General features: G+C 70.0%; 15 protein-coding genes. 4 read left to right on the top strand and 11 right to left on the bottom strand.

What is annotated here, in order from left to right; translation table 11 throughout:
• The first annotated feature begins 241 nt into the window (after positions 1 to 241).
• Entirely contained in the window at positions 242 to 445 is a 204-nt protein-coding gene (locus tag QJS33_RS25670; protein ID WP_306370643.1) for a hypothetical protein, read from the top strand.
• Between the two features lie 57 nt (positions 446 to 502).
• Here QJS33_RS25670 and QJS33_RS25665 read toward each other — a convergent pair whose 3' ends face one another.
• The 11 genes from QJS33_RS25665 to ectA form a co-directional block, all read right to left on the bottom strand.
• Positions 503 to 940 carry an SRPBCC family protein gene (locus QJS33_RS25665; RefSeq protein ID WP_306370642.1) on the bottom strand — a complete coding sequence of 146 codons (438 nt, stop codon included), beginning with the start codon at positions 938 to 940 and terminating at the stop codon, positions 503 to 505.
• A 54-nt stretch (positions 941 to 994) separates the two neighbouring features.
• The gene (locus QJS33_RS25660; protein ID WP_306370641.1) at positions 995 to 1,984 is read right to left on the bottom strand and encodes an NUDIX hydrolase; all 990 of its coding nucleotides are present in this window, start codon (positions 1,982 to 1,984) and stop codon (positions 995 to 997) included.
• Positions 1,981 to 4,095 carry an RNA degradosome polyphosphate kinase gene (locus tag QJS33_RS25655; protein WP_306370640.1) on the bottom strand — a complete coding sequence of 705 codons (2,115 nt, stop codon included), beginning with the start codon at positions 4,093 to 4,095 and terminating at the stop codon, positions 1,981 to 1,983. Before QJS33_RS25655 ends, QJS33_RS25660 begins: the two co-directional genes overlap by 4 nt.
• A gap of 249 nt (positions 4,096 to 4,344) precedes the next feature.
• Complete coding sequence (locus QJS33_RS25650; protein WP_306370639.1) at positions 4,345 to 5,283, bottom strand: CPBP family intramembrane glutamic endopeptidase; 939 nt, start codon at positions 5,281 to 5,283, stop codon at positions 4,345 to 4,347.
• A gap of 146 nt (positions 5,284 to 5,429) precedes the next feature.
• Positions 5,430 to 6,221 (bottom strand): ectoine/hydroxyectoine ABC transporter ATP-binding protein EhuA, encoded by a 792-nt coding sequence (gene ehuA, locus QJS33_RS25645; RefSeq protein ID WP_306370638.1) that lies wholly within the window; start codon positions 6,219 to 6,221, stop codon positions 5,430 to 5,432.
• Complete coding sequence (gene ehuD / locus QJS33_RS25640) at positions 6,208 to 6,846, bottom strand: ectoine/hydroxyectoine ABC transporter permease subunit EhuD (RefSeq protein ID WP_306370637.1); 639 nt, start codon at positions 6,844 to 6,846, stop codon at positions 6,208 to 6,210. The genes ehuA and ehuD overlap by 14 nt, the downstream gene beginning before the upstream one ends.
• Positions 6,847 to 7,572, bottom strand: a complete 726-nt coding sequence (ehuC, locus tag QJS33_RS25635; protein WP_306370636.1) for an ectoine/hydroxyectoine ABC transporter permease subunit EhuC — start codon at positions 7,570 to 7,572, stop codon at positions 6,847 to 6,849. It abuts the gene before it with no gap.
• Between the two features lie 6 nt (positions 7,573 to 7,578).
• Positions 7,579 to 8,442, bottom strand: coding sequence for an ectoine/hydroxyectoine ABC transporter substrate-binding protein EhuB (gene ehuB / locus QJS33_RS25630; protein WP_306370656.1), 864 nt, complete (start codon positions 8,440 to 8,442; stop codon positions 7,579 to 7,581).
• Between the two features lie 395 nt (positions 8,443 to 8,837).
• Positions 8,838 to 9,230 (bottom strand): ectoine synthase, encoded by a 393-nt coding sequence (locus tag QJS33_RS25625; protein WP_306370635.1) that lies wholly within the window; start codon positions 9,228 to 9,230, stop codon positions 8,838 to 8,840.
• 107 nt (positions 9,231 to 9,337) lie between these two features.
• A complete protein-coding gene (ectB, locus tag QJS33_RS25620) occupies positions 9,338 to 10,603 on the bottom strand; it encodes a diaminobutyrate--2-oxoglutarate transaminase (protein WP_306370634.1) in 1,266 nt (421 codons plus the stop codon).
• 86 nt (positions 10,604 to 10,689) lie between these two features.
• A complete protein-coding gene (gene ectA, locus QJS33_RS25615; RefSeq protein ID WP_306370633.1) occupies positions 10,690 to 11,196 on the bottom strand; it encodes a diaminobutyrate acetyltransferase in 507 nt (168 codons plus the stop codon).
• A gap of 871 nt (positions 11,197 to 12,067) precedes the next feature.
• Between ectA and QJS33_RS25610 the strand changes: the two genes are divergently transcribed.
• The 3 genes from QJS33_RS25610 to QJS33_RS25600 all read left to right on the top strand — a co-directional run bounded on the left by QJS33_RS25610 (position 12,068) and on the right by QJS33_RS25600 (position 13,764).
• Positions 12,068 to 12,331, top strand: coding sequence for a WhiB family transcriptional regulator (locus QJS33_RS25610; protein WP_220563308.1), 264 nt, complete (start codon positions 12,068 to 12,070; stop codon positions 12,329 to 12,331).
• Positions 12,332 to 12,451: 120 nt separating this feature from the next.
• Positions 12,452 to 13,027: a copper resistance protein gene (locus QJS33_RS25605; protein ID WP_306370632.1), complete on the top strand. Its 576-nt coding sequence runs from the start codon at positions 12,452 to 12,454 to the stop codon at positions 13,025 to 13,027.
• Between the two features lie 113 nt (positions 13,028 to 13,140).
• On the top strand, positions 13,141 to 13,764 hold the full coding sequence (locus tag QJS33_RS25600; RefSeq protein ID WP_306370631.1) for a copper resistance CopC family protein: 624 nt from the start codon (positions 13,141 to 13,143) through the stop codon (positions 13,762 to 13,764).
• Positions 13,765 to 13,799 lie beyond the last annotated feature (35 nt).

Genomic DNA, 13,799 nt, shown 5'->3' with positions numbered 1-13,799 from the left:
CCGCGCGGACCATCACCCGTTCGGCACCCTCCCCCGAGAGCACGGACCCGGAGAGCGCACGCTCTGAGGACACCCGGGTTCCTCCGCCGATTCACGGGCGGATCAGTGAACAAAGAAGTCATTCGGCGCATTTCCTCGGGGATGTGCCCCGAACTGCGGCGATGAGCTGGCCAAACCGACCGGGGCAACCTAAAGTCGCAACCGTTGGTAACGATTTGGGCACCAATAGTGAGGATGCTTTGTGAAGCACATCGCTGGAATCACCCTGATGACCATCGCCGCCGGTGCGGCCCTGGGCCTCACCGCCGCGCCGGCCTCGGCCGGCGGCCACGACGGGTACCCCGGGTACGACCACGTGCACTCGATCCTGCTCCAGGGCCACCACGACGGGTACCCCGGGTACGACGACGGGGACCACGGCGACCGGGGGCACGGCTACTACTGACCGGGCCCTGTGCACGGCGGTGCGGTCCCGGCCCCCGGCCGGGACCGCACCCGTCCGCTACTTCTTCTCCGCCAGCTCCTTCAGGCGCACCAGGGTCGCCTCGATACCCCGGGCGTTGCGTGCGGGCATCCCGCCCAGCACGTAGAACAGCGAGAACCCCAGGGAGTAGTCGAAGGTCTCGGTCACCCGCGTCCCGCCCTCGGGCAGCTCCTCCAGCTCGTACCGCCACCGGTGCGGGCCGAAGTGCCGCCAGGCGATGCGGCGGTCCTTCTCGTACTCCACCACCCGGTTGGTCATCCGGTACGGCAGGCCGAGCATCCTCATGTCCATGCCGAACCGCGCGTCCAGGGCCAGCTCCGGCGGACCGAAGAGGCTGCCGCGCACGGTGCCCGATCCGTCGATCTCCGAGTGCCGTGCGGGCGACGCGAGGATCTCGAAGATCCGCGCGGCGGGGGCGTCGATCACCACGCTCCGGGAAACCTTGTATTCAGACATGCGGCCATCATGGCAGCACCCCCTGAAGAGATCCTTCCGGCCTCCCCGGACCGCCTACCCCCGGACCGCGTGCCGCTCGACGCCGGCCAGCTCCCCGGCGGCCACGTGGATCACCCAGAACGACCCCTTGCGCAGCCCCAGCTGCTGGGTGAGCGGCGCCCCCAGGCGGGTGAGCGCCTCCTCCATCAGGTCCGGGATCAGCTCCCCGTGCGTGCACACCACCGTGGGCCGCCCCGCGTCGAGGATCTCGGCGAACGCCTCGCGGGCGCCCTTGACGTCGTAGGAGGGGGTGCCCTCCCGGACGGTGAAGGCCCGTTCGGTGCGCATCTGCACGTCCGCCTCCACCGTGTACGGCAGCATCGACTCGGTGCAGCGCGCCGCCGCCGACGACACCACCCCGGGCCGCCCGTAGGCGCCCAGGACCCGCGGCAGGCCCAGGGCGTCGGCCCGGCCGGACTCGTCCAGGGGGCGCAGCAGGTCGTTGTCGTCCCAGGTGCGCTTCTCCCCCGCCGACAGGTGCCGGAGCAGGATGACCGGGAAGGTCGCGGCGGGCCCGGCCAGGAAGTTGTCCAGGACCTCCACGTCGTGGTCGTAGGTGAGGCGTTCGCGCGCCTCCTCCACCGGGACCCACTCGACCCGGTCGACCTCCTCGTTGGCCTGGTATTCGATGGTCCCGCCGGGTTCGGCGGGGGTCGCCGCCCACCACTCGACCTGTTTGGGCCAGCCGTCCTTGAGGTAGCGCTGCGGGGGCAGGCGGCGGCCCAGCACGGGGTTCAGGCCGGTCTCCTCCTGCACCTCGCGGACCGCGCCGATGATGGGGTGCTCGCCGTTCTTGAGCTTGCCCTTGGGCAGGGTCCAGTCGTCACGGGCGGGCCGCCGGATGAGGACGACCTCGGCCCCGGCGTCCCCGTCGCGCCACAGCAGGGTGCCGCCCGCCCGGATGGGTTCCAGGTAGCCGCCGACCGCGGTGCTGCGGGGCGGGAAGGCGCTGGTCACCCTGACCTCGTCGGCCCCCGCCCCGGAGGTGTCGTCCCCGGTGCTCATCCGCCCTCCACCACCCGCAGGTGGCGGTCGCCGCGCAGGCTGTCCTGGAGGTCCACCAGGGGTTGTCCGTCGGGGGCGTGGGTGACCCGGTCCCAGATGCCGTCGGGTTGCAGGCGCCACGAGGACGTGTCGTCGGACATCGCCATGTCCATCAGGCCGATGAGCCTGCGGCACTGCTCCCCGTCGGAGATGCGGACCAGCGCCTCCACCCGGCGGTCGAGGTTGCGGGGCATGAGGTCGGCGCTGCCGATCCACACCTGGGGGCGCCAGCCGTTGGCGAACACGAAGATCCGCGAGTGCTCCAGGAAACGGCCCAGGATGCTGCGCACCCGGATGTTGTCCGAGAGTCCGGGCACCCCGGCGCGCAGGACGCAGCTGCCGCGCACCCACAGGTCGACGCTGACCCCGGCCTGGGAGGCGCGGTAGAGGGCGTCGATGATCTCCTCGTCGACCAGCGAGTTGACCTTGATGCGGATGTGCGCGGGCTCACCCTTGAGGGCGTTGTCGATCTCGACGGAGATCTGCTGGAGCAGGCCCTCGCGCAGTGCCGCGGGTGCCACCAGCAGCCTGCGGTAGTGCTTCTTGCGGGAGAACCCGGTGAGGCTGTTGAACAGGTCGCTGACGTCCTCGCCGACCTCGGAGGCGGCGCTGAACAGGCCGAAGTCCTCGTAGATGCGGGCGGTGCTGGGGTTGTAGTTGCCGGTGCCGACGTGGCAGTAGCGGCGCAGCAGCCCGTCGTCGTCCTGGCGGATGACCATGGACAGCTTGCAGTGGGTCTTGAGGCCGACCACGCCGTAGACGACGTGGCAGCCCGCGTGTTCGAGCTTGCGGGCCCACTGGATGTTGTTCTGCTCGTCGAAGCGGGCCTTGATCTCGACCAGGACCACGACCTCCTTGCCCTCTCGGGCCGCCTCGATGAGCGATTCCACGATGGGCGAGTCGCCGCTGGTGCGGTAGAGGGTCTGCTTGATCGCGACGACCTTGGGGTCGCCCGCGGCCAGGGCGAGGAACCGCTCGGTGGTGGTGGCGAAGGACTCGTAGGGGTGGTGGACCAGCACCTCGCGTTCGCGGATGGTGGCGAACAGGTCCCCGGAGGTGAGCGCGCGCGGCTCGACCGGGACCATCGGCGCGTAGTGCAGCTCGGGGCGGTCCAGGTCGGCGATCTGGGCCAGGCCCGCCAGGTTGAGCGGCCCGGGGACCCGGTAGATCTCCTCCTCCTCGGCACCCAGTTCCGCGGCGAGGATGGCCAGCGTGTCGTCGCTGATGTCCTCCTCGACCTCCAGGCGCACCAGCGGCCCGAAGCGGCGGCGCAGCAGCTCGTTCTCCAGGGAGGTGACGAGGTCGTCGGTCTCGTCCTCGTCGACCTCCAGGTCGGAGTTGCGGGTGACCCGGAAGGCGTGGTGGTCCACGACCTCCATGCCCTCGAAGAGCTGGGGCAGGTGGGCGGCGATGATGTCCTCGACCGGCACGAAGCGGCCGCCGCCCTTGGTGCTCATCTCGATGAACCGGGGCAGCGCGCCGGGCACCTTGACCCGGGCGAACATGCGGCGCTCGTCGCGCGGGTCGCGGACGGTGACGGCCAGGTTGAGCGACCGGCCGGAGATGTAGGGGAAGGGGTGGGCCGAGTCGACCGCGAACGGCGTGACCAGCGGGTAGATGGAGCGGCGGAAGTATCCGTGCAGGTATTCGCGTTCGGCGGCGTCGAGGTCGTTCCAGCGCACGATGCGGATGCCGACCTCGCGCAGGCCGGGGGCGACGCTGTTCTGGAAGCAGGCGGTCTGCCGCAGCATGAGGTCGTGGGTGAACTCGGAGATGCGTTCGAGGAGGTCGCGGGGGTGGTGTCCGCTGGACGAGGCGACGGAGAGCCCGGTGGCGAGTCGGCGCTTGAGGCCGGCGACGCGGACCATGAAGAACTCGTCGAGGTTGCTGGAGAAGATGGCCAGGAAGCGGGCGCGCTCCAACAGCGGGATGTCCTTGTCCTCTGCCAGTTCGAGGACCCGCTGGTTGAAGCGGAGCCACCCCTCTTCACGGTCCATGAACCGATCGGCGGGGAGACCTCGGGACTCGGTGGTACTGGGACCGGCTGGCGTCGATACGGATTCCGTGCTCACAGCTGGCAGACTCCCCCCTTTTCATGACCGTACGGTGACATCCCCGTGAGGGGGAAATGACCGCAACACGACCGCTATGGACCTTCTGTACCCAGATGCACACGAACACCTGCACTTACCGAGCATAGATTGCGCAGGTTTCGGCCCATGTACGCGACAACGACCGGAATAGGGGCGAAAAGACGAGCCGACACGCCGGACCGACCGGACGGATCTCCGGGCTTTTCTGGCTCAAACGGTGACTTCGTCCTACATCATCCCGTTTTTCAGGGCGGGTGGCGTGAGGATGAAGAAGATGCCGATGCGCAGCAGCACGTTGAGCCACGTGTTGCGGAAGCACAGCCACAGGTAGCCGTAGAGCAGGCTCGCCGTGCCGTAGGTGAGCAGGGCCAGCCCCAGGTCGTAGACCAGGCCGTCCCCGGGGATCTGGGACACCGCGTCGTAGGGCCGGACGATCGCGTACATCAGGGAGAAGAGGATCGAGGTGGCCACGATCCCGCCCCAGGGCCCCATGATGATCTCCAGCCTCGTCTGCACCATCCCGCGGAAGAAGATCTCCTCGCACACCGAGATCAGCGCGAAGGCCAGCACGAACCCGACGAGCGGGAACGAGGGCTCGGGCAGGCCGCTGCCGGGCACCAGGAGGTAGATGTAGCCGACCAGGCCGAGCACGAGGGCCACCGGGATCAGGCCCAGCCACCGCCAGGGCTGTTCGACCTTGAGGGCGATCGCGGGCATGGCGGTGCCCCGGCCGTCCAGGACCACCCCGGAGCGGTCCATGACGAGCAGCGGCAGCGTGAACAGGAACAGCAGCCGGGACACCAGGGAGGCCGACATGGCCAGGTCGGCGCCGATCTCCTCCCCGAACAGGTGGAGGATGGTGCCGAGTCCCCCCATGCACAGCACGAACCCCACCAGGAACAGCAACAGCCAGCCCAGCTCACGGTTGATGGGGTGCGTCTGCATGGCGGCGGCGATGCGCCGGTCCAGTTCCGCCCGGTTCCCGAACGCCTTGACCAGTGCCCAGGCCACCACTCCCCCGAGGAGCATCGGACCCCAGGAGATCAGGAACAGGACCGGGGAGTCGAAGACGACGTCGTGGCGCAGGCCGGGGTCGATGGCCACGGCCGCCAGGACGGTCAGGAGCGCGACCGCCGTCCACCCGGCCGGCCCCCATCTTCGCACCATGGTCACAAGAGTCCCCCCTGCCTCAGAACACCCATTCTGCCCAAGGGGAAACTAAAAGCTACTTTACGACTACGGTATGTCGCCATCGAAGACGGCCGGAACGGGCGGGCCGACGGCCCGCCCGCCCGCGTGGAGCGGCGCTCCGGTCAGTGGCCGTTGTCGAGCACCGACCGGAGGAACTCCTTGGTCCGGTCCTCCCGGGGGTCGCCGAAGATCTCGTCCGGCGTGCCCTCCTCGGCTATCCGCCCCTTGTCGAACATGAGCACCCGGTGCGACACGTCCCGCGCGAACCCCATCTCGTGGGTCACGCACAGCATCGTGATGTCCGTGGTCTCGGCGACCGTGCGCAGCACGTCCAGCACCCCGGCCACCAGTTCCGGGTCCAGCGCCGAGGTCACCTCGTCCAGCAGCAGGATCTCCGGCCGCATCGCCAGCGCACGGGCGATCGCCACCCGCTGCTGCTGGCCGCCGGAGAGCTGTGTGGGGTGGGCGTCGACCTTGTCCGACAGCCCCACCAGGTCCAGCAGTTCCTCGGCCCGGGCGTTCGCCTCACCCCGGGACAGGCCCAGCACGTGGACCGGGGCCTCGGTGAGGTTCTTGCGGACCGTCATGTTCGGGAACAGGTTGAACTGCTGGAACACCATCCCGATCCGCTTGCGGCGCGGGCGCAGGTAGGCCTCGTTGGCCGGGACCATCCGGCCCCCGCGGGGCATGTGGCTGAACGGCTCGCCGTCCACCTCGATCAGGCCCTCGGTCACCTTCTCCAGGGTCATGAGCAGGCGCAGGATGGTCGTCTTCCCCGAACCGCTCGGCCCGATCAGGGTGACCCGCTCACCGGGGGCGACCGAGAAGTCCAGGTGGTCCAGCACGGTGAGGTCGCCGAAGCGCTTGACCACCTGGTCGAAGTTGATCAGCGCCGAAGCGTCAGACGGCGGCATAGCGTCGCTCCAGTCGTCGGATGATGATCGCGGAGGGGATGCTGACCAGGAGGAAGAGGAACCCGACCACGGTGAACGCCTCCACCACCCGGAAGTCCGCGCTGCCCACCTGCCGGGCCATGGCGAGCAGTTCGACCACGGTGATCGCCAGCAGCAGCGGGGTGTCCTTGAACATGGCGATGAGGTAGTTGCCCAGCGCCGGGATGACCTTGCGGATCGCCTGGGGCAGCACCACGGCCCCCCAGGTGCGCGAGGCGGGCAGGCTCAGCGCCCGTGCCGCCTCCCACTGGCCCCTGGCCACGCCCTCGATGCCGGAGCGGTACACCTCGGCGGTGTAGGCCGAGTAGTGCACGCCCAGCACCGCGATGCCCACGGTCAGCGCCGACACGGTGGAGGGCGCCAGGGCGAACACGAACACCAGCTGGACCAGCAGCGGGGTGGTGCGGACGAACTCCATGACCGCGTGCACGGCCGTTCCGACCACCGGAACCCGGCGGACCATGGCGATGGCCAGGCCCAGCACCAGGGCGATGAGGTAGCCCAGCAGGGTCGCCTGGACGGTGACCGCCAGGCCCCGCATGAGGTCGGGCAGGATCTGGAAGGTCCACTCGAAATCCCAGAACATCTACTTCGCACCCCCCGAGGTGGTGAGCGCGGGGGGTCGCAGCAGGCCCAGGATCCCCTTGCCCCCGGGCGGGGTGCGCCCCAGCCGGTGGTTGGCCCGGCGTTCCAGCAGGCGCACGCCGAAGATGAGCACCTGGGCGATGAGGAAGTACAGGATCAGCGCGCCGCTGAAGGCGAGCACCGTCTCCCCGGTCGCCTGGCGCATCCGCTCGGCGATGGCGGTGATGTCGGCGACACCGATGAGGTAGGACACGGCGGTGGCCTTCATCAGCTCGATGGACAGGTTGCCGAAGGTCGGCAGCATCTGCGCCCAGGCCTGCGGCAGGACCACCAGGCGCATGCGCTGGAACCAGGTCATGTCCAGGGCGACGGTGGCCTCGAACTGGGCCTTGGGCACGGCGTTGATCGCACCGCGCACGACCTCGGCCCCGTAGGCGCCGACGTTGAGGCCCACCGCGACGATGGCCGCGAACCGGCCGTCCAGCTGGTAGCCGGTGATGAGGGGCAGCGCGTACGCCATCCAGAACATCAGCACCAGCGCGGAGACCCCGCGGAAGACCTCGACGTAGGTCGTGGCCACGGCCCGCGGGAACCACCCGGGGCGGGTGCCCAGGACACCGAAGAACATGGCCAGGACGAACGCCAGCGCGATACCGCCGACGGTCAACTGGACGGTGACCCAGGCACCGTCCAGATAGACCGGCAGCCTCTCGATGAGGAAATCCACGCGGGATCAGCCCTCGCAGAGCTCGGCGGTGGTGGTGCCGTCCGGCAGGTCGGCCTCGGTGAAGCCCCACTCCTCGCCCAGTTCCAGCAGTCGGCCGTTCTCGGTGAACTCGGCGATGACCCGGTTCATCTCCTCCAGCAGCGCGGTCTCGGCCGGGCGCAGGCACAGGCCGCCCCAGCCCTTCTGCTCCTGGCCGTCGATCTCCGGGAAGAAGGGCTCGGTGACGTCGAAGTCGCCGCCCCGGTCCTGCAACAGGTAGTGGTGGGACACGCTCAGCATGGAGACGGCGTCGACCCGGCCCGACTCCAGCAGCTCGTAGCCGGTGGTCTGGTCGGGGATCAGCTCCAGGTTCTCGGCCCCGAAGTGCTCGGCGTAGTCCTGCTCCACGGAGGCGTTGAGCACCGCGAGCCTGAGGTCGGGGTTGTCGGCGAAGTCCGTGAAGTGCCGGATGCCGTGCGGGTTGCCCGCGGCCACCATGAACGCCTCGGGCGAGGTCGCGGTGGGCTCGGTGAAGGCCACCTGCTCGCAGCGTTCGGGAGTGATGAACATGCCCGCGGCGATCACATCGAACTGGCTGGCCTGGAGACCCGGGATGAGCCCGTCCCAGGCGACCGGGTTGGCCCGGATCTCGGGGACGCCCAGTTCCTCGAAGACCGCCCGGGCGACCGCCGGGGACTGGCCCGCCGGGTCGTTGTCGCCGTCGACGAAGCCGAACGGGATCTCGTTGGCCAGCCCGACGTTGACGAAACCCTGCTCGCGCAGACGGTCCAGGAGCCCGGTGTCGGCCTGTCCGCCGCCGTCGCCGCCACCGCCGTTGCCGCCGTCGTCGACACGTGAGCACGCGGCGAGCCCGAGGGTGATCGCCCCCACGCCGGCCAGGCGGAACGCGTCCCGGCGCCCGGGGGCCCGTCGACTGTTCGCTGATACCTGCATCTTCACTCTCACTCCTCGCATCACTCGCGCGGTCCGTCGCGCCCCGCGGGTCGTCCCGCTCGGCGCCGCGCCATGGGAGATCCGGCCCCACCGCTGGTCTGCGGCCGGACCGGCTCCGGTACGGGGGTCTCCCTCCCCGAGGCCCTCCGGAGGTAACGACACCCCGGTGGTCCGTTATGTACTGGTTATTCAATGGGCGGTACAACGCCCGCGCACATGCCGGGATCTACCCCGCAGCAGCACGGACAGCACCCGGAGTAACGAAACGCGGGGGCGGCCCGGGCGGACCCGGAACCGCCCCCGCGGGATCGGCCCTCTTGGGAGGGACCGGCTCAGTCCGCTTCGACGACCAGCGGGTAGACACCGTTCTCGTCGTGGACCTCGCGGCCGGTCACCGGCGGGTTGAACACGCACAGCACCCGGAAGTCGGTCTTGGGGCGGACGGTGTGCCGCTCGTGGCCGTTGAGGAGGTAGAGGGTACCGGGGGTGATGATGTGCTTCTCCCCCGTCTCCTCGTTGGTCAGCTCGGCCTCGCCCTCGATGCAGTGCACCAGCTCGACGTGGTTGGCGTACCAGAACGTCGACTCGGTGCCCGCGTACAGCACGGTCTCGTGGAAGGAGAAGCCGACTTTTTCCTTGGCCAGGACGATGCGGCGACTACGCCAGTTCTCCGTCTTGATGTCCGCCTCGGTGTCGGTGATCTCGTCCAGGCTGCGAACGATCACGGGGTTCCTCCTCATCGGTGCGCTCGTGCGCGCATGGCTGTCATGTACGGCACGGGGCCGGCCGACCACCCCCACGGGCGGCCGGCCGGCCCCGAGCGGTGTTCGGATCAGGCGGGCTGGGCGACCTTGACGGCGGCGCGCGCCGCGTCGGCCATGATGTCCAGGCCCGCCGTCAGCTCCTCCTCCGTCGCGGTGAGCGGGGGCAGGAGCTTGGCGACCTCGTCCTCGGGACCGGAGGTCTCCAGCAGCAGGCCCCGCTCGAAGGACTCGGCGGCGACCCGCTTGGCCACGGAGGTGTCGGCGAAGGCCAGCCCCCGGGCCATGCCCCGGCCGCGCACGTGCGCGCCCAGGTCGACGTGCTCGGCGGCCATCTCGTCCAGGCGGGCGGCCACCAGGTCGCCCTTGGCCTTGGTGGCGGCACTGAAGGCGTCGTCCGTCCAGAAACGGCGCAGCGCCTCGGCGCCGGTGACCATGGCCGGGTTGAAGCCGCGGAAGGTGCCGTTGTGCTCCCCGGGCTCCCAGACGTCGAGTTCGCGCTTGAACAGGGTCAGGGCCATGGGAAGACCGTAGCCGCTGATGGACTTCGACAGGGTGACGATGTCCGGAACGATGCCGGCCTCTTCGAAGCTGAAGAAGTCGCCGGTGCGGCCGCAGCCCATCTGGATGTCGTCGACGATCATGAGGATGCCGTACTCGCGGCACAGCTCCGAGAGCTCGCGCAGCCACTGGGCGCTGGCGACGTTGATGCCGCCCTCGCCCTGGATCGTCTCGACGATCACCGCGGCGGGCTTGTCCAGGCCGCTGCCGCTGTCCTCCAGCAGGCTGCGCAGCCACAGGAAGTCCGGGGTGCGCCCGTCCATGTAGTTGTCGAACGGCATGGTGGCCACGTGGCCCAGCGGCACGCCCGCGCCGCCGCGCTTCATCGAGTTGCCGGTGACGGCCAGGGCCCCCAGGGTCATGCCGTGGAAGCCGTTGGTGAAGTTGACGATCGTCTCGCGGCCGGTGTACTTGCGGGCCAGCTTGAGCGCGGCCTCGACGGCGTTGTTGCCCGCCGGGCCGGGGAACTGGACCTTGTAGTCCAGGCCGCGCGGTTTGAGGACGATCTCCTCGAAGGTCGCGAGGAAGTCGCGTTTGGCGACGCTGTAGGCGTCCAGGCTGTGGACGATGCGGTCGTCGGTGAGGTAGCGGACGAGCTCGGTCTTCAGCTCCGGGTTGTTGTGCCCGTAGTTGAGCGATCCGGCTCCCGCGAAGAAGTCCAGATAGGGTCGGCCCGACTCGTCGTAGACGTGGCTTCCGACGGCCCGGTCGAAGACCACCGGCCAGTTCCGGCAGTATCCGCGGACTTCGGACTCCAGGCGCTCGAAGGTCTCCATCGTGGGTTCCTCGGTTCCTTTCCCCAGGTTCATGGGCTCATGGCTTGGCCGCTCGATGGCTTGGTCGATGCGGTGCGGACGGCCGGTCACACGTGTGCTTCGTCGGGGAGACCCAGAGGTCCGATGCGCACGAGGTCTTCGGGCTCGTGTGAGTCTCCATTCTCCTTCGGGAAGTGCTCCTCGGAGAAGAGCGCGGACCATGTGATCCGCGCCCGGCGGTCGCGCGCGAACGACGCGAAGAGCGCTCGCGACGCGGTGTTGTCCGGGGTGACGGTCGCCTCCAGGTGGTCGATGCCCCGTTCGACGATGCGGTCACCGATGAAGTCGAGCATGAGTCGGGCCAGTCGACGGCCCCGGTGGGCCGGGTCGACGGCCACCTGCCACAGGAAGTAGGTGTCCGGGCTGTCTGGTCGCACGTAACCGGTGACGTAGGCGATGGGCCGACCGGTGTCGTCGCGGGCGACGACGCTGGTCGCGGCGAAGTCCCGGCACCAGAGGGCGTAGGCGTACGGGGAGTTGAGATCCATCCCCGCGTCCCGCGCCAGGGCCCACAGGTGCGGGCCGTCCTCGGGTCCGGGATGTGCCAGGCGCACGTCCCCACGGCTCGCGGCACCGGCGCTCTGCGCGGAGCCGCGCGCTCCTTCGTCGGTACGGTCGCGGGCTTGGAGATTCGTTCGTAGATGCGGCACGTCGATTGAAACTAGCGAACGAAGGTCAATGGGATGACGACATGATCCGTCGCGGATGTTTCACCGGAAGGCGATCGGGTAAGGCCTATCTTTTTAGCCCGATTTCAAGGCCGTGACCAGGGCTTTCACGGACCGCGCGATAGAGCGCGCAAAGTCGCCGGACACGCCGCCCATCAGGGGATTCGGTGCCGCCTCGGCGAGGCGGCCGCGTGTCGCGGCGGCGCCGGGGGGCCGCGGGCGGGAGAATGCGCGTGGCGGGCGTCAGGGTCAAACATAGAGCCTGGACGAGCAATATTAAGCGTGCGTTAAGTCACATCAATTCGGTGGAAACCTCGCGACATAACGTCTTCTCGACGCCGAAGGGGCGACGTGCGAATGTCACGCGCCTGTCACGCGGAAGTCACGGGGGCCGCCGCGGGCGCGGCGAAAGCGGTTCTGCGCAGGGGCTTCGCCCCGACTCCGATCCGGGCCTCCAGCCGCCCGCGCGTGATCCGGGCCCGTCGATCCCCGGGCCCCGCACGGCCCGGGAGCCGACGAAGGTCCCCGAAGAAGGGACGAAGTTCCAAGAAGACCCCCTGTAGTACGACCCGATGTAGTACTACACTTGGTCGCATCGCTTCGCCGCAGTTCCGAAGTGGCCGAACACCCTACGGCCGCTCCCGGCCCACCGGCCTTCGGGACCGCGGCACGGCGCGAGACTTCCGCCGACCCGGCCGTGGAGGACACGGCGCGGACCACCGGCCAGCGACCGATTAGCCACGGATCGGAGGCGCCCGTGAACCGCCTGTACCACGAGAGCGAGGACTGGGTCACGCAGGGACGTTGCCGTGCGTACGACCCCGAGATCTTCTTCCCGGTGAGCTCCACCGGTATCGGCAGGGCCGATACCGAGCAGGCCCTCGCCGTCTGCCGCAGCTGTACTGTTCGCCCGGAATGCCTGCGGTGGGCACTGCGATCCGGGGAGGCCCACGGAGTCTGGGGTGGGACCACCCCGGAGGAGCGGCGTTACATGCGCCGCGAGCTGGCCCCCGCGGTCTGACACCGGCCCGGGAAGAAGAACCCGTCCCATGACGGGGTGGCCGCCGGGTGCGCGGGGGATCGCGCCCGGCGGCCCACCGTGCCCTTGCGGGCGAATCGGACAGGATCTAGGTTTTCTCACGTGCGACCCGCCCATGGCACACTCCGCCTGCTGCGCACGGCCTCCCTGGCCGGTGCGTGCACGGGGCTCGCCTGGGCCGGGCACGACCTGTGGGCCGCCGAGCCCGCGGGGGCGGGCGGGTTCGCCCTGGCGACCGCTTTCCTGACCTCCGTGCTGTGGCACTTCACCCGCATCATGCGCGGCTTCGGCGAGATCCTCGCCGTCATGGCCTGCGTCCAGGTGGCCCTGCACCTGATCTTCCAGGGGTCGGCCGACCCCGCGTTCGCGGCCTTCGACACCGGCGTGGACCATTCCGGGCACGGGATGCTCGCGCACACCTTCGGCCTCTCCCCCGGCATGCTGCTGGCGCACCTGTGGGCGGCGCTGCTGGCCTCGGCGCTGCTGGCGCGCGGGGAGGCGGCGCTGTGGTTCCTGGCCGCGCTGCTGTCGCGCGTGCTGCCCCCGGCGCACGCCCGCGACCTCCCTCTGCCCCCCTCTCCCCCGGGCGTCGCGGCCGCCCCCGCGGCGGTGCCGGCCGCCCCGGGACTCGCGGCGCACCCGCCGCGCGGCCCGCCCGCCCTCTCCCCCGCCGCCTGAGCCCGCGAGGACACCGTGTCCCCGGTGGCGCGGGCGGCACAGGAGAGGAGACCGGGAACCGCCGTGCGGCGAGTCCTCCCGGCGCGGAACGAGCCCGAGAGAAGAAGAGAAGAATGACCGGTAACCACACCTCCCGCCTGCGGCGCGCCCTGATCCCGGCCGCCGTGCTGGCCGCCGCCCTGGTCGCGGCGCCCGCCCCCGCCCTGGCCCACGACGTCCTGACCGGGTCCGACCCGGAGGACGGCGCGACCCTGGACACCGTCCCCGAGGAGGTCGTGCTCTCGTTCAACAACGCGCCCATGGAGGGCGGCTCCGGCAGCGCCGTGGTCGTCACCGGACCGGACGGGGAGACCACCTACGAGGACGGGGACCTGGCGTTCGACGGGCTCGACGTGTCCGTGGGCCTGCTGCCGCTGGACGAGGCGGGCGAGTACACGATCGGGTTCCGGGTGGTGTCCTCCGACGGCCACCCGATCCAGGACAGCCTGACGTTCTCGGTGACCGAGGAGGCCGTCGCGGCCGCCGCCCCCGCCGAGGAGTCCGCGGAGCCGACCGAGGCCGCCGGGGAACCCACCGCGGAGGAGTCCCCCGTCGAGGTCGAGGCCTCCGAGGCCGCGACCGAGGACGAGGGCGGCCTGCCGGTGGGACTCATCGCCATCGTCGCGGTGGGAGTGATCGCGATCGCCGCCGTCGCGGTGGTCGCCCTGCGCCTGCGCAAGGGCTCCTCCGCCGAGTAGGGGCCCGGCCCCGACACCCCGAAGGGCCCGCGCAC

This window comes from Nocardiopsis sp. CC223A (assembly GCF_030766825.1).
Classification (GTDB): domain Bacteria; phylum Actinomycetota; class Actinomycetes; order Streptosporangiales; family Streptosporangiaceae; genus Nocardiopsis.
The sequence above is the reverse complement of the archived record's forward strand: the minus strand, read 5'-3'. Positions and strand labels throughout refer to the sequence as shown.